Origin of the sequence: Maribellus comscasis (assembly GCF_009762775.1) — a bacterium.
In the GTDB taxonomy this organism is placed as follows: Bacteria; Bacteroidota; Bacteroidia; order Bacteroidales; family Prolixibacteraceae; genus Draconibacterium; species Draconibacterium comscasis.
In genome coordinates, this window is record NZ_CP046401.1 from 5,308,428 (window position 1) to 5,328,964 (window position 20,537).

The 20,537-nt window shown below is 36.2% G+C and carries 13 protein-coding genes; 5 read left to right on the forward strand and 8 right to left on the reverse strand.

All coding sequences use genetic code 11. The annotated features are described in order from the left end of the window. Positions 1-5: 5 nt before the first annotated feature. The gene (locus tag GM418_RS21530; protein WP_158869288.1) at positions 6-365 is read left to right on the forward strand and encodes a hypothetical protein; all 360 of its coding nucleotides are present in this window, start codon (positions 6-8) and stop codon (positions 363-365) included. An 814-nt stretch (positions 366-1,179) separates the two neighbouring features. Here the strand turns inward: GM418_RS21530 and GM418_RS21535 are convergent. The 8 genes from GM418_RS21535 to GM418_RS21570 all read right to left on the reverse strand — a co-directional run bounded on the left by GM418_RS21535 (position 1,180) and on the right by GM418_RS21570 (position 15,436). Next, positions 1,180-2,310, reverse strand: coding sequence for an acyltransferase family protein (locus GM418_RS21535; protein ID WP_158869289.1), 1,131 nt, complete (start codon positions 2,308-2,310; stop codon positions 1,180-1,182). Between the two features lie 103 nt (positions 2,311-2,413). Then, on the reverse strand, positions 2,414-4,486 hold the full coding sequence (locus tag GM418_RS21540; RefSeq protein ID WP_158869290.1) for an alpha/beta hydrolase family protein: 2,073 nt from the start codon (positions 4,484-4,486) through the stop codon (positions 2,414-2,416). A 17-nt stretch (positions 4,487-4,503) separates the two neighbouring features. Continuing rightward, positions 4,504-6,720, reverse strand: coding sequence for a family 20 glycosylhydrolase (locus GM418_RS21545; protein WP_158869291.1), 2,217 nt, complete (start codon positions 6,718-6,720; stop codon positions 4,504-4,506). Positions 6,721-6,840: 120 nt separating this feature from the next. Next, positions 6,841-8,391, reverse strand: coding sequence for a glycoside hydrolase family 31 protein (locus GM418_RS21550; RefSeq protein WP_217447554.1), 1,551 nt, complete (start codon positions 8,389-8,391; stop codon positions 6,841-6,843). 314 nt (positions 8,392-8,705) lie between these two features. Next, positions 8,706-10,265, reverse strand: coding sequence for a RagB/SusD family nutrient uptake outer membrane protein (locus tag GM418_RS21555; RefSeq protein WP_158869292.1), 1,560 nt, complete (start codon positions 10,263-10,265; stop codon positions 8,706-8,708). An 11-nt stretch (positions 10,266-10,276) separates the two neighbouring features. After that, positions 10,277-13,612, reverse strand: coding sequence for a TonB-dependent receptor (locus GM418_RS21560; RefSeq protein WP_158869293.1), 3,336 nt, complete (start codon positions 13,610-13,612; stop codon positions 10,277-10,279). Between the two features lie 83 nt (positions 13,613-13,695). Next, the gene (locus GM418_RS21565) at positions 13,696-14,691 is read right to left on the reverse strand and encodes a FecR family protein (RefSeq protein ID WP_158869294.1); all 996 of its coding nucleotides are present in this window, start codon (positions 14,689-14,691) and stop codon (positions 13,696-13,698) included. Between the two features lie 166 nt (positions 14,692-14,857). Next, positions 14,858-15,436 (reverse strand): RNA polymerase sigma factor, encoded by a 579-nt coding sequence (locus GM418_RS21570; RefSeq protein ID WP_158869295.1) that lies wholly within the window; start codon positions 15,434-15,436, stop codon positions 14,858-14,860. Positions 15,437-16,049: 613 nt separating this feature from the next. On the opposite strand from GM418_RS21570, the gene GM418_RS21575 reads away from it, so the two are divergent. The 4 genes from GM418_RS21575 (at position 16,050) to GM418_RS21590 (ending at position 20,072) form a co-directional block, all read left to right on the forward strand. Beyond that, positions 16,050-17,303, forward strand: a complete 1,254-nt coding sequence (locus GM418_RS21575) for a hypothetical protein (protein WP_217447555.1) — start codon at positions 16,050-16,052, stop codon at positions 17,301-17,303. A gap of 254 nt (positions 17,304-17,557) precedes the next feature. Then, positions 17,558-19,216 (forward strand): hypothetical protein, encoded by a 1,659-nt coding sequence (locus tag GM418_RS21580; protein WP_158869296.1) that lies wholly within the window; start codon positions 17,558-17,560, stop codon positions 19,214-19,216. Between the two features lie 155 nt (positions 19,217-19,371). Then, positions 19,372-19,875, forward strand: a complete 504-nt coding sequence (locus GM418_RS21585; RefSeq protein ID WP_158869297.1) for a hypothetical protein — start codon at positions 19,372-19,374, stop codon at positions 19,873-19,875. Positions 19,876-19,913: 38 nt separating this feature from the next. Beyond that, on the forward strand, positions 19,914-20,072 hold the full coding sequence (locus GM418_RS21590) for a hypothetical protein (protein ID WP_158869298.1): 159 nt from the start codon (positions 19,914-19,916) through the stop codon (positions 20,070-20,072). The last annotated feature ends 465 nt before the right edge of the window (positions 20,073-20,537 follow it).

Consider the following 20,537-nt stretch of genomic DNA (forward strand, 5'->3'; position numbering starts at 1 on the left):
CAATAATGAGTAATGCAGCTAAAAAAATCAATGCTGAAAGTGCTGAACAAAACAAAACTTCCATGGAAGTGGTAAAGAAAGATGAAAAAACAATTGTTGAAGCTCCTTCACTGGAGAAACGCATCCAGAAAGTAGAGGATTTAAGTATGCTGATTGAAAGGTGGCGGAAACTGTCAGAAACCCGGAGAAACCTTCAGACTTTCTCGTTAGGTGCCGATGGCCTGGGAGCAACGATCTTTCTCAGGGATGCTTCAGGGAAGGAATTCAAAACCTCCAATACACCGGTTGTGTCAGCCGTGATGGAGGAGATCAAATCCACTCTGGACAGCAAGATTAAGGAAGTGGAGGAACAGATTAAATTCTGAAAAAGGAGAGGCGAAAGCCTCTTTTTTTGGTCGTTAAAAATCAAGAATTTTTAGGTATAAATATGTTAAAGTATATTATCTCAAATATGAATGTCATAGATAACAATTTTTCCTTTTGATGCATTTTTGTTTGTTATAAATGACAAAATATTGTATAGGGAGCAATGCGCACATTTTATCAGGGAAATTAGTAATTTTTTTAAATCACAGAATAAGATATTGAATCATCTTCAATAATATTTGCTTACATTTGTACTGTAACGTGCTAATTATCAGGAGGGTCTATATCGAGACCTCCAAAAACAAGCGCTTTGGAAAATATTGATAATCAGCCGGGTATTAGGCAAGGTTCGAATCCCAGCTGAGTCACTTTTAGAAAAAGACAATTTGTTGTCAAATGATGAAAATCCGTGTAAATCAAGTGTTTACACGGATTTTTTGTTTTCCCTGAAAGTCACTTAAAAGCCAAAAAATGCCTGTTTTAGGCACTTTTTTGTACCAATTTTGTTACAGAAGCTGAATTAGAATACATTTTTCTCTTCTAATTTATCTCAAAGCCCATTTAGCCTTATTTTCACCATATTCTTTTTACTTTATAATATATCCCGGATATTTCAGGTCTATCTTTTCAGCAGGTGTTATCCAATTACTATTGATAACCCAAGGATCTTTAATATAAAGCCTTGATTTTTATTGCGGGGATACTTCTACCAATTTATAATTGGCAATAGTCGCAATTAAAAGTACCTGTAAAATATGTAAGTTTGAGTTCATTGTTAAATATCTCTATTATAACAATTTAAAGCCTGCATTATCATACTTTCATAAATTTCTTTTTTTTATACATTACCCAGAGTATGAAAAAAATAATGGAAACATTGGCCAGTTTTATCACTGCTATGTAGTAATTACCAAGGAAATGTTCAGTGCCATGTAGCAACGATTTGCTGATGCTGCTGAAGTCGATAATTTCATATAGCATATATGCAAGGATGGAATTCATTCCGTAAATTTTCAGCCAATTAAAATATTTTCCGTAATCTTTGTAATCAATCAGGTAATAAAACAGCGCCATAAGCAGGAAACAGATACCACTGCTGTACAGTGTCATCGAACTTGTCCATATTTTTTTGATAATAGGCATCTGTAGCCCCCAAAGCTGACCTGCAGCTACCATAAGTACACCTCCGACAGCCAACCATCGTAACTTGCTTATTTTAGGCAAATTACTCTTCATAATATGCCCCGCAAATACACCACTCATTACCGTTACCCCAAAATTCAGACTACTGATTATCCATGTATACCGGTATTTGCCAAAATCTATTCCGGCTGCCGTTATAGTTGAGCCATCCCGAAAACGCCTCAACACTATCCTGTCAAAGTATTCAGCGAGATTATGGTCAGGGGTAAAATCTCCTCCTCCAAAGCCGCCAATTTTTATAAACGAAAGGGCTGCCCAGTATGCAAGCAATAAACCTGAGGCAATGATGATTTGTCCCTTTAGTTTAAAGTGCATCAGCAAAACAGCAGAAATAAGATAGCCCATGGCAATTGCCTGCAGAGTATTGGAATAAAAAAATATCCTTCCGGGGTCCAGCGCAAGCAAATTGCCCTGGCAAATCATTCCAAACAGCCAAAGGAGGAGTACGCGTTTTATAATCCGCCTGTAAAGCCTTGCTTTGCCACCGCTATTCAGGTACTTTGCAAAGGCAAACGGCATGGAAGCCCCCGCCATAAACATGAACAACGGCATTATAATATCCCAGAAAACAAAACCTTCCCATTGCACATGCTGAAATTTCGTTGCCAGCCAGTTGGTAAACGGCAAATCCACTGCCCTTGCCAAAGCTCTGAACACGGGTTGAAAAAATACGAGGCAAAACAAATCAAAGCCTCTTAATACGTCGAGCGAACCTAAACGTTGTGTTTTTTGTATTTCCATATATCTTCAAATTATTTATTTAAATATCAGGGGGAACAGAAATATTTTGGTATTATTTTATTTGCTATAAAAAATGGAAATTATTATTCTTTTGTCAAATAAATTATTCTTTTTGGAAAGATGTACTTCCGATTTTACATCTGGTGTTTTCTGCCCATTGATAAGATTCAGGAACTTCACCAATTATTTTTACATTTGTTTGTGGCATCAAAGCTGGCAATTGACAAACATCCGTAACTCTCAAACAATTCAACATTTCAACAGCCTGACCTTTTCCATCCGGGCAGCTACTTTCATTCTGGGTTGGTGGAGGATTTTTTAAAATTAGTGTTGCAACATTACCATCCAACAAAGCAGCATACAATGCTACAGCCCCCATTCCATCTCTGGCAGCAATACTTATATTTTCAGAATCTATCCCTGGTAATGTTCTGCAAAACTCTAAACAGCGCAATAAATCATAAACCTGCATAGATGCAATAGTCCTTCCGATCCAAGCAGAGGATCTGCGAATATGCCATTGCAAACTATTTTCCCATCCGGCATCCTCTACACCCCTGGTATTAAAATATGCAACATTCCATTTTTCTCCCAGTTGTTTTGAAAATGTTTCGACTTCACCAAACTGATCTCCTGGATTTTTTAAGACAATCAGTAGTGGTTTCTTCTCTTTCGGATTATTTTTCCACCGCATGTCTAATCGTAATCGCCATCCTTCTTCCGGGACAAAAGTGTATATATTGCTACCAAAATTATCTTTGTCTATAGAACGAAAAACCATATGAGGTTCAAAGCTGCACTTTTTATCAGGGAATGCACCAAAGGTATTTTTTTCAAGAAAACAGATTACCGAGTCTCGATAGGCAAAAAGCTCATTTTTGTTTTTAATTAACGGTGGTTCAGGAATTCTAATGAAACTGTCATAAATTGTTGTTGTCCGATCGTCGGCAGGTACACCATCTTTATAAACCCTTAAATCTTTTGAAGAAAGCATTTTTTCTGGGGAAAAATCAACATCACTAATTTTTTCAACAGGTACTTTTTTCCCCATTAACTCTTCCAGAAAAAAGGACAACATTTTTTTCCTTCCTTCAGCAGTAGCACCATGTCCACCTTGTGTCTCAATGAGTTCGACATTTTGAGGAGTGTTATAAAAACCATATATTTTTTTAACTTTTTTGTATAGTTCTTTTACTCCCTCTATGGTTGTCAGCCTGTCCCTGTCACCCTGCTCAATCAAAAGTGAACGTGGTGCAATGAGGGCGCCGATCTCAGAAAAATCTCGGCAAAATGTATTAATGGGTGACATACAGTCGCAATGCCAGTCAATAGTTTTGGTTAATATCTGTTCGTTCAATGTAGTAGCACCTACACCCGGACAGGCTGCTTTAACCCTTTTGTCAATTGCAGAAACAAACCATGTTTGGGCGCCTCCTCCGGAACGTCCTGTTACACCGATATTTCCAGTATCTACTTCCTTTCTTGAACAGAGGAAATCCAATGCCCTTAATGCATTCCAAACCTCAACACCTGCCGGAGAGTAACCCCGGCTATACCAGTTAAACCAACCTTTGGAATAACATCCATGATGATCGCCGCATACTTCACCTTGATGAGTTGTTTCTATAATCAGGCATATAAATCCGAGTTGTGCAAATTTATGGGCATAAGGCTGATAAGCTACTTTCTGGCTTTCAGAATGGCCGCAAAGATAAAGTATAGCCGGGCATAATGACCTGATATTATCAGGAACATAGAGATTTGCTGGCACATACAATGAAGGCAAAGATTCGAAGTATAGCTTTTCAATGTGGTACCCATCCATCTGGATCTTTCCGGTATAATTAACGTTCAAATCAGGTCTTTCTTCTGTTAAAGGCATATAATTAAGACCAAGTGACTGAACTAATTCGGAATACCGCTGGTCTTTTTCATTTATCCATGTTTCATGAGTATCAATATTATTAAAAGCCGAATTTGTTATTTCATCTGCTTTCTCCATCAAGTAAATACGGATGTTGTTATGCTGACCAGTTTCCGGTTCTGTTATGAAAGGGATTTCCTGGGCACCAGTCTTCTGAAAAGGTAACAAAACCAAACAAAAAAACAGGCATACCAACTTAATCCAGAAAATTTTTTGTATTAAAGTTTCAATTCTAATAGTTAAAGTATTCATAGCTTAATTTTTATGAATTATTCATTATCTAATTCCATCCAACCCCTTACCATTTTATGAAAATTTTCTTCTACCTGGATAAGGTATGACAAATCTTCCCGCTGGCTTGCAAAATGATAGTAGCGGTCAGGGACATAACCTTCCGGATAGGAAATAAACCTGGATTGGGCATATACTTGTTCTAATTCTTCCCAAGCCTGCCTGAAGCCGACTAGAGCTTCCCTGACTTTTATTTTTCCCGCAGCAAATTGCTCTTTATTGGAAGTATCGCAGGATTCAAGGGCTAATAATAATTGTGGAGCCTTTACCTGAAAGCTGTTTAATGCCATGAATAATTCCCAATGGTAGCGGTTTCTATGAGAAGAGTGGTATAAACTGTCCAATTTTCGGTTAACGATCAAATATCCGTTCATTATTGCCCTAGCTCTGTCTAACCTGTCTTTATATTTTTTGCTCCATTCTCCCGTTTTTTGCAGGTCAGGGAGTTCAATTAAACGTTTAGAAAAATCAATGTTTTTACTCTCTCTAATTTTTTTACTTTCTTCAGGGGTCAGTGAATGAGAAATTCCCGGAAGCGGGAGCATAGCATTATGTATATTCAGCCTGTCGTTGGTTGGGTTAAATGCCCCTTCCCAGAAATCGGCAGCTTCTCTAAGCCAAACATAAATTTTGCCGTAATTGTTTTCTTTTACTCCGAATTCACGTTGGAGGTATGCTGTGTCGAAATCTTTCAGGCTCATATTACTTTGCGACCAACTGTATTGTGCAGAAGCAATAAATCCTCTCCAAAAAGTTTCCATGTGTGGCGAACGGTCGTCCCATGCAGTGCATAGCATTCCATTGATATCCTTTTCTTTTGCCAAATTTATAAAACCTTTAATTGCAGGCATTCCCCTTGATTTTACTTCTTTAGCTCTATCATCGAAGGGAAAAAGGGCAGCAGGTCCCGATTGGGCGGCAGTGGCAACCATTGCATTTAATCCGTTTTGTTGATACCATTCAAGTGCTTTTATGTTACCGGATTGTTGCCCAGAGGAGTAATTCCACCGCATATACACACAGTTCTCGGGAAATCTTGATATTACTTCTTCCAATTTTGCAGCTCCATCCATCCAAATTGTTTCCACTTCTTGCAGGTTCATATTTGCATTGTCTGTGCTATGGTAAACACCGGCTTCTTTTAAAGGCATGTCGTCCCAAAATACTGGTATACGACCGTTTTCAATTAAAAAATCGCAAACCCGGTTCAGCCAATAAAGGTTTAAACTAAGTAGCCCTTCCTTCTGTGCTTTAGGGCCGCACTGGGGACATATGCCTATATTCCCAACTTCGTCGCCGCCAATATGAAAGTACTTTGCCCCGGGGGTAGCTTCAATGGCGTCAAGGTACATATCGAAAAGCACCTGGTAAGTACCTTCGTTCAAGGGACAAAATGCCCACCGGTTTTCAGGCTGTTCACGTAAATGAGCATATTGCTGATGTTTCAGGATAAAAGTGGCATGCCCTAATCCCTGTACAAGGGGGGTAATTTCTATATTCCTGTCTTTTGCATACTTGGTTAGGGCTGCCATTTCGTCAATACTCATTGCCTGAGGTGCTGCTATTATGGGCTGACGCCGGTACCTGAGTTTATCTTCAAATTCAAAAACTACGGCATTGATTTTATAGCGGGCAAGCCTATCGATACTTTTGTAGTAATAATCCATGTGGTCCAAGTGGTGTTTTACATCAAATTGGACAGCGCGGTAAGACATTTCCGGGTAATCTGTAATCCGGCAAGCAGGGATGGCTTTCTTACAGTCTCGTGCATCTTCCAGCAATTGTTCCAAGGTTTGGCAACCATAAAAAAGCCCTGCTTCGCTTTTCGACATAATTTCTGCATTGCCATTTTCTATATACAATACATACCCTTCTTCTGAAGCGGGTATATTTTCACCTTTGGAAATCTTAAGGCTGAGTATACCCTTTCTATTTATGCTCCTTTCCGGGAGTTGGTTAAGAATTGTCCCCATAACAGGACGCTGCAATCCTTCACTTAATTTTATCGAACTAAGTTCACCAAAATGAAGCCCTTTGCCTTGTAAAATAACTAATTCCTGAGGACAAGGGATAATTTTAAAAGGAGGTGGTATGGATTTTTCCTTTGAATATCCAGGATATGCAAAAAGGTAGAATATAACCAGGCATATTAAGCGTTGGCTTATGTATTTAATTTTTTTTTGTAGAAGTATCATACTGAATTATACTGTGTTTATTTAAACTGTCAAAGGATAGTCAATAAAGTTTTCATGTCTTTTGTTTTACTTTTGTCATTTCCCCTAATTTTCCTTAATGGATAATGAAATTAGACAAACTTATTTTCTATTCAAGTTCTTAAAATATGGTAATCTGTCAAGTCCTGCTTCAATGGTTATTGTTTTTCCTCCATCGTAAATAACGCCCATGTCATCCTTCCATTTCCCTTCCGGTAAGGCAACCAGTCTGGTTGTTTTTTTATTGACAACAGGTGCTATTAAAATATTTTCACCCAGCATAAATTGATCTTGGACCTTAGCAAAACCTTGGTGAGGGAACACATATTCCAAAGGTCTTACAATCGGTTCTCCGGTGTTCGCTGATTCTCTGGCCAGCTTAAGGATTAACGGGGTAAACTTCTTCCTTATCTGAACAGCTTTTTTGCATGCTTCTAAATGTTCGGTATCCAATATGCGCCATGGAGCAACAGAAAACTGCATCATTGGCATCAACGCATGGCATTGTGCCGATCTTACTATCAAATCCTGGTCGATTGTTTCCGTCTTTAAGAAAGAGATAAATTCTCCACCACCGATCAAATCAGGGCAGGCAAAAGTATAACCCATAATCCCTTGCAGCAGTATCCCTGGAATTAATTTTTGTAAATCTGCCCAAGTATGTTCTTTATCTCTTAACCTATTGGCAATGGGTTGACCTCCCATTTTCCACATCGCCCTATATTCATTTAAAGGGTACTTAAGCCCCAGGAGTGCGTAATATTCGCAATGTTCCTGAACTGTTACTTTTTTCCCTTCGGAATAGCAATCTGTATAATGATTAAAATCGCCAGCATCAAATTTATACCCATCGATATTATATTCTTCTATCAGGTTGTCAAGTTGACCTATAAACCATTGGTTAGCTTCGTCTTTCGACAGGTCTAGTATCCCGCTGTATCCATTCCACCATTTTGTTATAAAAGCATTGCCGGATTTATCTTCCAGAAGCATCCTTTCTTTCTGTAACCTTCGGAAAACATCGCAGTCGGGGCTCACTAATGGGCAAATCCATAGCATGACTTTGAAACCCATTTCATGGAGTGTATCAACCAATGCTTTGGGATTGGAAAAACGCCCTGGGTGAAAATCCCATTTTCCGTAATCTTCCTGCCAGTTATCATCGATCATAAAAACGCCAGGTTCAAAGCCACTATTGAGGATTTGCCGGGCATAATCCAAAATATCTTTTTGATTCTGGTCGTACATTAATTCAATCCATGTATTGTATTGTGGTTCCGCAAATAATGATTCATCGGGTAATTTACCAGATGCAGGGAAAAATTTTTTCGATGCATATGAATATCCATCTTTCAATGTTTCTCCTGCATGTATAAAAACCAATGATGAATCCGGCGATATTATACATAATGTATCACTATTTACTTCTATCCCGAATGAGTTTTCAGACCAAATAACATGCCCCCTATTTGATAACAATAACGGTTGAACTTGATTGCCATAATTATTTGCAAGGTTTGCATTATAACCATTCTTCAACGGCATTATATCTGCCTGAGCAATAAGACCTGTCCACCAAAAGGTATTAGGATCGTTACAAATTTTGATTTGACATCGAGTTTCCTTTTGAGCGTTGCAGATTGTTGAAAACAAAAAAAGTAGAATAAAAAAATATAGATGAGTCACCTGATCTTTGTACCGATTAACTTCTGCGAGTAGTATGGAATAATTCACAAGAGACATAAGGATTATCAAAACTGAAAATGAAGACTTCTTTCGCATTGAAATAATCTTATAAAATTTATATCTATCCAAATAAATATTAGAGTAAAATGCTCAAAATCAGCCCTGCTCGATATTTTACAATAAAGTAAGCAGGGCTGTATTATTTTTAGATATTCTTGCCAATAAGTATTTTAATGTACATTTCCCCTTATCAACATAATAGATACATTCTATGGAAATATCTAATAATTTGGGTTTTGCGTAATGTTATTATTTAAATCTATCTCGTCTTGAGGAATAGGCCAAAGGTAATCTCTATCAGGATCAAATTGCCTGGTAACACCCAAATTCCATATCTTGTTTTCTCCAGTATCTTCATCAATATATTGGAAACCTTCAACTAATCCAGCCTTTTTCTCACCTTCTTTCCACCTATATAAATCAAAAATACGGAGCCCCTCGAAAGCCAGTTCGACACAGCGTTCATTTTTTATAATCTTATTCAATTCGTCTTTTGACTTACCTGTTGTTATTGAGGGCATCCCAACTCTATTTCTTATTTCATTAATAGCATTATATACGGTTTCATCAATATCATTCATCTCTATTTTTGCTTCGGCATACATCAACAGGATATCAGCATAACGCAATAATATTGCATCAATAGAGCCTTGGCTAGGACTATCATTATCACTATCATAGTCAATATATTTTCGAATATTCCAACCATGAGAAGTAGCGTCATCTTGTGAATTAACCTTATCACTTGACTGATTTTCTTCATATGGGTAAGAATTAAACACCAATGATTGAGAAACTAGAGAGCCTGGATAATATGCAGTGTATGTCCATCTTGGATCAATATTTGCGTATGGATTATCTTCGTCTTTTTCTCCGTTATATTCATACATTTCAAATAATTTTCGAGTTGGTTCCGCTAATGATATTCCGCCGATAGAAACAGGACCTGTATCAAAAGCATAGTGAACATTACTCTCTTTGGCGTATTGCCGAGACAAGATAATCTCGCTGGAATTTTCTCCAGCATACTTAAATAAATCACCATAATCAGGAAGCAGACTATAAATATCTAAATCCATTACTGCCTTAGCTGCTTTAGCCGCCTCACTCCATTTTTCGTTCCTTAAACACAATCTGGCTTTTAAGCCTAATGCTGCACCTTTTGTTATTCTACCAATGTTTTCAGAATCATATTCAAGAGGAAGCCAGTTGCTGTCAACGACCATATCAAGGTCATCAATAATAGTAGCGATAATCTCTTCTTTCGAGGTTTCAGAAATATGATCGTCAATATTTAATGTTTCCAAAGTTAAGGGTACATCACCCCATAAACTAGTTAGGTTTATATAAAAATATGACCTGAGAACTATTGCTTCAGCTCTTATTCTATCGAAAAGATCTTCATCTATATCTTTTATATTACCAATATTTGAGAGTAAAACATTACATCTTCGAATTCCCTGGTAATACCTCGTCCAGACTGAAATCACATCACTATCAAGGGCATCATGAGACCCCATACTTAATTGATACCAATCATTATAGCTATTTCTTATATACCCAATGTCTGTAATACCATCCAAGGTAACTACCATATTAAAATCATCTAAATCGCGATAAATAGCATTAACAGCTAATATCGCATCATTTTCTTGCTCCCAGAAAACATTATCGTCAACCGAATCTGTTGGATAGAAATCCAACGAATCTTCACAACTAAACATTAGACAGAGAATATAACCAATAAGTAGATATTTAAAGATATATATTTTTGATTCCATATTTATTTTTTTTAAAAGGTTACGTTTAAACCAAGAACTATACTTTTCGCTTGTGGAACATAACGGAGTCTTACATTAGAGGGAAATTCCGGATCTACCCATTTAGCCCTTGTAAATGTTATTTGGTTCTCACCAGCTATATAAAACCTCAACTTAGATATATTAATTTTTTGAAGAAAATTTGTATTTAACGAATATCCGATCTGGAAATTTTTTAAACGCAAATAACTGGTATCTTCAATCCAGAAATCAGAAATTTGTGTATTCCAGTTAATTCCATAACGAATTTTCGGCATACTACCATCAGGATTCTGCGTTGGATGGTAACGATCTAACATTTCCTTCACCGTATAGCATTGCCAGTTTGGTCCCTGGATTAGCCCACTATTATTTAGACCTTGATATTTTAAGACTCCTTGCCAAAACATTGCGAAGTCGAATCCCTTATACGATATATTAGAATTTATACCAATCGAATATCTAGGATCCGAATTACCAATTACTACACGATCCTCTGAATTTATTTTTTCATCTCCATTGGTGTCTTCATATATCATATCACCTAAAGTCACACCTTCATTGATCTTAGTGGGATATTTGGACAAATCATCTTCTGATAAGTACAATCCAAGAGATTTATATCCATACAAAGTGTTTATAGAATACCCCTCCTGCCAAATATATGGACTATCGTGGTAAGGACCTGTACCTTTCAAATCTTCAATTTTATTAATAAAATCAGATAAACTTAATGAGATTGAATATTTCAATTCCCTCGAAGATGAACTTCCAAAATAATTAGCTTGCAGTTCCCATCCATGATTTGTGACAATTCCTGCATTTTGCACAGGTGCATCTATTCCAATGGAAGGAGCAATAGGCAATTCTAAGAGAATATCATAAGTTTTCCTCCAAAAATAATCTCCGGTAAAAGAAACCTTACCATTCCACAATTCTACATCAATTCCAATATCAGTCATCGTTGTTGTTTCCCATGTAATATCAGAGTTGGGAGCTATTGTCTGAGCTGCACCGACAACCAGATCGTCATTAAAGCTGTATCCCTGATCCAGGCTATAGTAACCAACATTCCGATATAATGGAATGCCCTGATTACCCAGTTGTCCCCAAGACGCTCTTAGTTTTAAATCTGAGATTACATTTTTTGCCTTGAAAAAGTTTTCCTCAGAAATACGCCATCCCGCAGAGAAGGATGGGAACAATCCATATTTATTCCCTTTTGAGAATCGGGAAGAACCATCGTATCGAACATTTGCCTCAATTAGATATTTATTTTTAATCGAATAATTAAATCTTCCAAAGAATGATCTAAGCCTCCATTCACTTGAGGTGCCTCCATTTCCAATATTTGTACTCTCTCCGCCATCTAGTTCTCGGATTTCATTACTATAAAATCCATCCCTACTTGCATTAAGGGACCTCTCTTTACTTCCAATTTCCTGGAAACCAAGCAATAATTTATATTCATTATTAAAAAGCTTGTTGTCATAATCTATTGTTAAGTTGTAATTAGGTTCAAAATTCCTCTCTCTGTTTTCTTCTAAGTAATTTTCAACCCACCAACTGCCTACAGATATTGCTTCTCCAGTAAAATAATCCTCTATTTCCAATTTATTCCTAAATAAACGCTCTTCCAAGAAAGTATTGACAATACTTACAGAACCTTTGATTTTTAGATTGTTTAATAATTGATAATTTAATCCTATTGTCCCAACAAAATCGAAGTAATCTTTTGTATGGGTACCTGATTTGTGAATTAAAGCGTATGGATTCCAAACTCCTACAAAATCATAGGAATCATTCGGATAAACAGCAACTATTGCCTGATTGGTATGTATAACGCCCTGAACCATTTGTTCAGGAGTTCTTCCTACTCCTTTTCGATGTCTGCTACGATACATCAAATCCGCGATTAGTTCCATCTTTTTATTAAGGTTAATATTCGAGTTTAGACGAAAACTATAGCGTTTATAATTATGATTTTTTATGATAGCATCTTGGTCTAAATAATTGGCTGATAATGAGATCTTTCCAAAATCACTTCCTGCAGATATATTTAGCGAGTGATTCTGTTGAAACGCCTGATCGTCAAATACTATATCTGCCCAATCAGAGTATGGATATATATATGGATTACTACCATTCTCAACATTTGTTATCCATTCTTCACTATAAGGAGCACTTTGCCCTATATTTTCAAATGCTTCATTCTGTAGCCTCAAATAGTCTCCCGGAGATACAGCTTCAGGCCAGATACATCTTGATTGGAATCCTACGTAGTTATCGTATATCACTCTCGCTCCTTTTTCGATTCCCCTTTTGGTAGTAACCAATATAACACCATTTCCTGCTCTTGCTCCATAAATAGAAGCGGATGAAGCATCTTTCAAAACAGAAATTGACTCAATTTCGTTAGCGGGGATGTCAGATAAAGACTGAGGGATGCCATCAACTAATACCAAGGGGTTAGAGTCATTAAGTGTACCTGTACCTCTAATTCTAATTATAACATCCTCATCACCTGTAATACCTCCATGATTTTGAATATTTAAACCCGGAGCAACTCCTTGTAAAGCTAAGGCTGAATTAGCTACAGGACGTGCCTCTAACTCATCTCCTTTAAGTGCACTTACGGCTCCTGTAATGTCCTTTTTTCTCATTGTTCCGTATCCAATGGCCACAACCTCATCAATACCAATGTTCTCTTCTGAGAGAACAACATTAATAGTTGCCTTCCCGTCAACAAGAATTTCCTGTGCCTTCATCCCCACAAAAGAAAACTGTAATGTTGCATTTTCAGGGACATTTGAAATGTAATATCCCCCATCTGCATTAGTAACCGTGCCATTAGTTGTTCCTTTTATTACTACTGTTACCCCGGGTAACGGGATTCCAGAGGAGTCGGTAACCTTACCGGAAATAGTAATCTGGGATTGTTGGATTTTGTTTTCGGCAGATGCATTTTTATCAGATATAACAACATATCTGTCAATAATTTTGTAAGAAAGTTGGTTTGGATTCAGAATTACAGAAAGAACCTTATCAAGCTTTTCTTCTTTTACATTTATCGATATCTTTTCATCCCGATTTAGAGATGATTTAGAAAAAGCAAATCTAAATTCTGTTTGTTCTTCGATTAATTCAAGGAGATCGCCAACTGATATGTCTTTGTAGTGAAGGCTCAGCTTCGTATTCTGAGAATAAACTCCTGCAGAAACAAGCATAGTAGAAACTAAAATTAAAAAGAAAGTCAGTTTCATAATTTTTAACAGTTTTTGCAACCAGGCGCATTTCCTCCTGGTTGGTTTTTCAAAGTTTTTTTTCATAAATTTGATCGATTTTTAATATTAAAGAAATCATTATTTAAAGGGTAAGCAGAATCGTGCCAACTTTTGCTGCTTACCTTTTTTTATTTCCTGCTGATTACATATTCATCATCGTTTTGTTTTACATTAATGTCCATTGCTTCATCCATTATTTCAAATAATCTTTGTATAGATTCATCTTTTTTAAGTTTTACATTTAAACTTTCGCCTTCAAAATCGTCGAGGTTATATTCAATTTTAACATCATACCAACGTTCTACTTTTTTGAATACCTCATCTATCGGTTCATTTTCAAATATGAGCTCTCCCTCAAGCCAATATATTTCATATTGTGATAATGTATTCGTAATTACTGCAGTATTCCCCTTTTTATTAAACAATGCTTTTTCACCCGGCTTCATCCTCATTTTCTTCTCTTTTCCTTCATTAGAGAAGTAAATTAACTCCACCACTCCTTCGTTAAGGAATGTTGAAGCATACGGCTCTTCTTTATATGTTTCAATATTAAATTCCGTACCTATTGCTTTTACACTAAAATCAGAAGTTTCGACTATAAATGGATATTTTTGCCTTTTTGCTACTTTAAAGAATGCCTCTCCGTTTAATCTCAGGTTACGGTTTGATGCATTAAAATCAGTTGCATATTCCAGTTTTGAGTCTACATTTAGCCAGACTTCAGAACCATCGGGTAAATAAACATGAGATTGTTCACCTTTCGCTGTAGCTAAAACCATTTCTGAGGATTTGTATTTTGGATTTAATAAAAGCCATATGCTCAAAACTAATAATGGAATAGCAAGCATAGCAGCAACTTTTTGCGTCCGGTTCAATAAAACCTTAATCCGGTATGATTTTGATTGTTTCTCATATTGTTTTATCCGTTCGAAGATGCCTTCTACAGAAATATCAAAATTTACATTTTCAGCCTGTTGCCAATTCGAAAACAGCCATTGCTCCGTAATTTGGTCGTCCCTAGTTTTCTCTAACCATTTCTCCAAATTGCGAATCTCATCGCCCCCTAAGTAACTATTACTGTAGAGACGGTTAATTATTTCAATTATATTCTGAGGTACATTCATATGATATATGTCTTCACTATTATAATATGCTTTAAGAGATTGTTTCCGTGATTCGATGGAATATTTTTTTTAAAAAATTAATTTAAATTTTCCTTCAACTATATTGAGTTTTTTACCGATGGGGGAGTATAACTTATATATAGCCAGCACAGTTTCAAAAAAACTTTCAGAAAAACAAGGATAAGAAAACAAATATTGTTTTCCGGAGATTTTCTTTTAAGTAAGAAAGTGCTTTGCGTATTTGTGTATCAACAGTATGTTCACTTATAGATAATTTTTTTGCAATTTCTTTATAACTTAATCCTTCGTAACGACTTAGTTTGAATACTTCCTTTCGCTTATCCGGCATTGATTCGATTAATTGAGCTAATAATAACTTTAATTCATTATACTCAATTTGATTTTGTGTTGAATTATCATTTTCATTTATGAAGAAGCCTAATTCTTCTATATATTTCCTCCTCACTATTTGCTTACGAAGATGCATGAATAATTCGTTACGGGCCATTGTATAAAGCAGTGCATTTAAAGACTTACCTGTATCGAGTTTTTTTCTGTATAACCATAGGTTTGCAAAAACATCCTGTATAATATTTTCTGCTTCTTCGCTGGTTGGTAAGCTTTTATTAATAAAGTCAAACAGTTTTCCCTTGTACTTGTAAAAAATAAGTTCAAATGCCACTTTATCGCCTTTCTTAAGGCGTAATAACAGGTCTTCTTCTTTATTTAAATGAATTGTTCCCAATGAGATAAGACACTAAAATAGAAAACAAAGATAAAAATCAAATTTCAGAACGCGGACTAAAATAATTGGTTTCTAGTAAAAGTTCAAAACAAAAACTAGGACATAAAGATTGTCTGGATGTACAATTTTGATTACATTAATATACATCAAAATATAAACATAAGTTTGATTTACAATCTGTTATAAACCTATTTGTAATAAAAAGAAATAGGTAAACACTAGGCTTCAAAATTGATTATTTCTACCTTTTGAGAGACATATATTCTCATTTTCCAAATCCATTTTAATAAAAACTCTTAAAATTTTGATTTAGTTTTGACATATTCCTAAATTTGGGAAAGCTATTTGGCAGTTCTGTGATATGATGAATTCGATACTCATGTAAAAGAGTAATGACACATGGAGACAATCAAGTGACAATATAAAAGTTACAGATTAGTTACAGAAGAAGTTTTGAGGTTTTATTTGTCTGATAATAAGTAAAATACAAAATAAATTCGAGACTCAGCTGAGTCACCAAAAAATAAAAGCGCTTAAATTCGATTTTAAGCGCTTTTTTAATTTTTACAAATAATTATCGTGTATTAGAGGGGCGGGGCACCACTGAATCTTTTTGATTATCGTATCGTTCAACAAACCGGAACAAGCCCAAATAAATTACAAAGGCAGTCAAAAAAATGGAACTTTTCAGGGCGAAGATACTAAGCTTGAGGGCTTTGGTATCCCGCTGAAAACCACACCTTTCGAAAAACAGTTTGATGCTCCCGGAGGCCAAAAGTCAGGATTAGGCGGATACCATGCCTGGCAAAGCAAGGATATGGTGAACTGGGTGCATCATGGCCCAGTATCCGAAAGCTTTGCAAAATGGGTAACTACCGCCGAATATGCAAATGGAAAGCTTTACTTATACTACGATTTTCCCAATGATCAGGATCCGCATGTTTATATCGATGAAAACCTGAATGATGGCGTTCCGGGAAAAAATATGGGAATAGCTTTTAAAGACCCATCACATGGATCCGACTGCGCCGTAATCCGTGATTTGGAAGGAAATTTTCATCTTATTGCTGAAGACTGGTCACCTGTAAATGCGTCAACCCATGCCTGGGATTCTCCTTTGGCAGTTCATGCTGTTAGCACTAATGGTATTGATGGTTTTAAAATACTTGACACACCGGTGGATGAGCGCACCAACCCAACTGGAAAATTTGCTGAATATGTTCATCCACACTGGCATGCGGAAGATCCTGAAAACTATCCCGGAAAAACAGTCAGGGAAGATGTACCTCAACACCGGGTAAAAGCCGGAGAAACACGCGCTTTTGGGAAATACGAAATCCATGAACCTGAACAAAATGCTTTTGGAGACTGGGCTGCCATTTCAATTGACGGTCAGTATTATTTGTTCTGCGATTTTGATCCGGCCGGCGGCCATGGCAGAGAAAGCATGAGTGTAGCCTGGTTTACTTCCGCCAATATCAATAAGAAGTTTACATTTTGCGGCAATATTGGCCAGGGGCATCCCGATCCGGATATTATGTTTGCCGAAGGGCAGTTTTATTTGGTAACACAGATGAACAACGACTTTGTTAGCCCCGGACCGTGGGTGGAAACGGTACAGGTACGCATGGGTGTGGATACTACCAATAATAGTGTCATTGACTACTGGAGCGATTGGCAAACTGTAAAAGAGCGCTATGATAATATTGAAGGGTTTGCCAAGCAGATTGAAAGAATTCCTGCGACATTGGATCTTTCAGGGCTCCCGGAAGGGTATGGTTTTCAGTTTGAGGTTAAAATGACAGATACAACTGAAAATGTGTCAAAGCCAATCCTGGACAAAGTAGTCGTTCACTTTAACGAATAATTTCCTGGCTCCAAAAAGGAAAAAATAGTTCATTGCGCCAGAGAACAGGGCTTGATAATAAATTCTTACGGAATAGTGTCGATCCGCTGGAGAAATACAGATTTCTATACGATTGGTTTTTAAGATACATCGCCGGCATCGCGGAGAGATACTTCCTTTTTATTTATGGATTAACATGCTGAGATATAGTTTTTTGTGCTTGTTTTTCATGATTTTATTTCATAACTTTTATATATAAAAAAACCAAAGTTATCATGAAAAATATTACAAGTAGTTCTTTAGTTGGGGACATCTCTGCTATTGAAAGCACCAATCTTGATGAAGCAAAAATCATAGAAAAAGAGATTCAAAATGGAATAGTTGACAATAACTCTAAACTAGTCACTTTTAAAGTTGAACAAATCATTTCTAATATTGAGAGCAGTAATCAACTGAATATTGGTGGTTTCGTAAATGCGAATTCAAAGTTTAAAAGTTTTCAAACCAGGTATTTGGCATTAATGCTTTCAAATAAAAGGTCTCCTGTGCTGGACCACAAAGGTGACATTATAGCCACTAAATGTTATGGTATTGGAATTGGACTTGTGCTGAAAGTAAAAGACATTGAAACAAAAGTTAACGGGAATTACGGAATTTTAGCAGCTTCGGCCAAATTGGATTTTGCCAAAGTAGGTTATACACTAAAAATAATCGGCCCAAGTAAACTTCCTCCGGAAATCAAAATTCCAAATACTTCAGGAGATTTTTCAGTTGAAGCTTTTCAAAAACTATCAGATTTTGTCGGCGTAGTAAAATCAGCGTTTAAATCAATGGAATTAAAAACTCTCTACCCAATTGAACTGATTAAGGAAGAAGATTTAAAATTAAAACTTGAGAAGTCAGACAAGCGATCCATATACTTTGGAGTGCGAAAGGTAGTGAACGGACTAAGTCTATACCAGGCAATACAGGAATTAAGGGAAAAGGATAATTCGCTGAATGAGAATGTTGTTCAATTTGTGTACCGATATTTTGACTTAAAAGATGCTTATGCTACACCAACAGAGACACAAAAGCAAAATGCCAATAAATGGCTTAATGCAAAATTCAACAAAATCAGTGCGATTGACTTAAATGATACCTGGGTGAATATCGATTCGAGCTTTACAGGCGATATTGGCGACCCGGAAATTAATTATAAGCCACATAAAAAACCATCGAATTGGGCAAATGCTGCCAAGGTCACTTTACTGGAAGAGAGTAAAACCAGCGCTGATTTTTCCAGCGACTTAAAAATTGCTGCTGTAGCGGAGGTTGACACGACCTTTAATTCTATCGTATTAACTCGTGATTTTGCGCGATATATGGATGTCGATTCGAGAGAAGATCTTCCGGCAAATAGCCATGTTATTCAAACAAGATACGGAGTTGGTATTAGGTTAATGATAAAAGTATCAAATATTGAGTTTGGGACAGATGTAAGTTTTGGTGCGATTGGGGCAATAAGTGAATTGAATCTGGCAAATGTTGAATATTCAATTTCGGGAATAGGATTTGCAGACAGAAATTTATTAGAGTTACTGCCAGGGCCCCAGAATATTACGCAAGAAACAGTTCGTAATCTTGAAAAGAGTTTTAATGATATTTGTAAGCGGTTAGAGGAAACAGATGTTAATGAATTAAGTCCACAGGCTTATAAAATCAGGGTATCGGAAGCTCAGAATATAGATCCTACCATTGAAACTCAGGCGATTGTTTTTAGTGCCAGACAAATACGGAATAAAATCAGACTTGGTGAAACCCTGAAAAAAGCAAGAGAGGCTGGAATAGCCGAGGAATTAATAAAGAAAGCATATAGTGAGTTTGATGTCAACGGAGATGAAAAGATTTCGTATCAACAAAGAAACGAAGCTGATGACTGGCTGAAAATATAGCGATGGGTGTTATTAAACATATCTCAAGTTCTGTGAAGCAGGGAAGAGCGAATAGTTTAAATATACCTTCTTTATCATAACTTTTAAGTTGTTTGATTTGTTGGTCACTCAATGCTTTGATAACGAGTTGATAATTTTTGTATAAATATGCTGCTATGGAACAACAAATTCAAATATTTAAGAACCTCATCAATTATAAGTATAAATACTTTATTTTGAGTTTGCTGGCTACAAAGTATTACAAATACGACAGAAATTTAAATATCTTTCTTGCTTTTGCAACTTCGGGAAGCGTTGCTACCTGGGCACTTTGGAACAAACTCCCAATAATTTGGGCCGGAATTATTGTTGCTGCCCAGATAATTAATTTGATAAAACCTTATTTCCCGTTTTCCAAGATTTGCAAAGAGATAAATGATAAACAAAGGCTATTGCAAGGACTGCTTTTAAACTATGAAAATCTTTGGAGTAAAATTCAATTTGACGAAATATCTGAAAAGAAAGGGAGGGAAGAATATTTAAAGTTGAGAAAACAAATTCAGGAACTTTTAAATTTTTCTGATGATATTGTTTTTAATGTTGACAAAAAAATAAAATCTGTTGCACAGGAAAAAACCAACAGCTATTTGAACCGAAATTATTTTCACGCTTTGGCGTAATATTATAGTTCTTAAGTTAAAATTTTAATCATAACATCATGGCAGGTAAAGATTTAAAAAAAAGAGCAGAAAAAGGTTATGGATTTTTAGATTCAGATATTTTGCCTGATTTTCCAGGTTTGGAAGTACTGGATTCAAAGATTCAAAAAATAGTGGTTGAAAAAAAGGACAAACTTAAAATCAAAAAGCGTAAATAATTTTCTATCCGATAAGTCAACTACATATTTTTTATTTTGGAGTTCGTTTATAAAAAGAATCATAGACAGAGCCCTGATTGGATTATTTTAATATGGTCTGTTTTTCCGGATTTTTTGAAATTTAGAAAAGGTGTTTTTTATGTTACGGGTTAACTTCCATGGGGATGGTAACTTATTCCTGTATGTATCTTGTTTCATTCCTCGGTAAACAAAAATCGAAAGCATATGCCCTGTTTTGCTCACAAGCTTTGTTTTGATGCTAAAACTGGTCTTTTGCATGTTAAGATAATAACTTTCTTTTTCTGCAGCAGAAATGTCGGGAAAACCAAATTTATCAGTTTCTCTTATTTTATAGGTTCCAATAACTCCCGGATATTTATATCCAAAGCTATAATAATTTTTTTGTGTTGGAATAGACGGCTGCGACTTATTATTACGGTAATTGGTAACCACCAAATAGCTCTT

Coding starts and splice junctions, on each gene's coding strand:
- GM418_RS21535 (WP_158869289.1), bottom strand. CDS start 2,310: ATGGAAATACAAAAAACACAACGTTTAGGTTCGCTCGACGTATTAAGA.
- GM418_RS21590 (WP_158869298.1), top strand. CDS start 19,914: ATGGCAGGTAAAGATTTAAAAAAAAGAGCAGAAAAAGGTTATGGATTT.
- GM418_RS21565 (WP_158869294.1), bottom strand. CDS start 14,691: ATGAATGTACCTCAGAATATAATTGAAATAATTAACCGTCTCTACAGT.
- GM418_RS21555 (WP_158869292.1), bottom strand. CDS start 10,265: ATGGAATCAAAAATATATATCTTTAAATATCTACTTATTGGTTATATT.
- GM418_RS21585 (WP_158869297.1), top strand. CDS start 19,372: ATGGAACAACAAATTCAAATATTTAAGAACCTCATCAATTATAAGTAT.
- GM418_RS21530 (WP_158869288.1), top strand. CDS start 6: ATGAGTAATGCAGCTAAAAAAATCAATGCTGAAAGTGCTGAACAAAAC.
- GM418_RS21540 (WP_158869290.1), bottom strand. CDS start 4,486: ATGAATACTTTAACTATTAGAATTGAAACTTTAATACAAAAAATTTTC.
- GM418_RS21560 (WP_158869293.1), bottom strand. CDS start 13,612: ATGAAAAAAAACTTTGAAAAACCAACCAGGAGGAAATGCGCCTGGTTG.
- GM418_RS21580 (WP_158869296.1), top strand. CDS start 17,558: ATGAAAAATATTACAAGTAGTTCTTTAGTTGGGGACATCTCTGCTATT.
- GM418_RS21545 (WP_158869291.1), bottom strand. CDS start 6,720: ATGATACTTCTACAAAAAAAAATTAAATACATAAGCCAACGCTTAATA.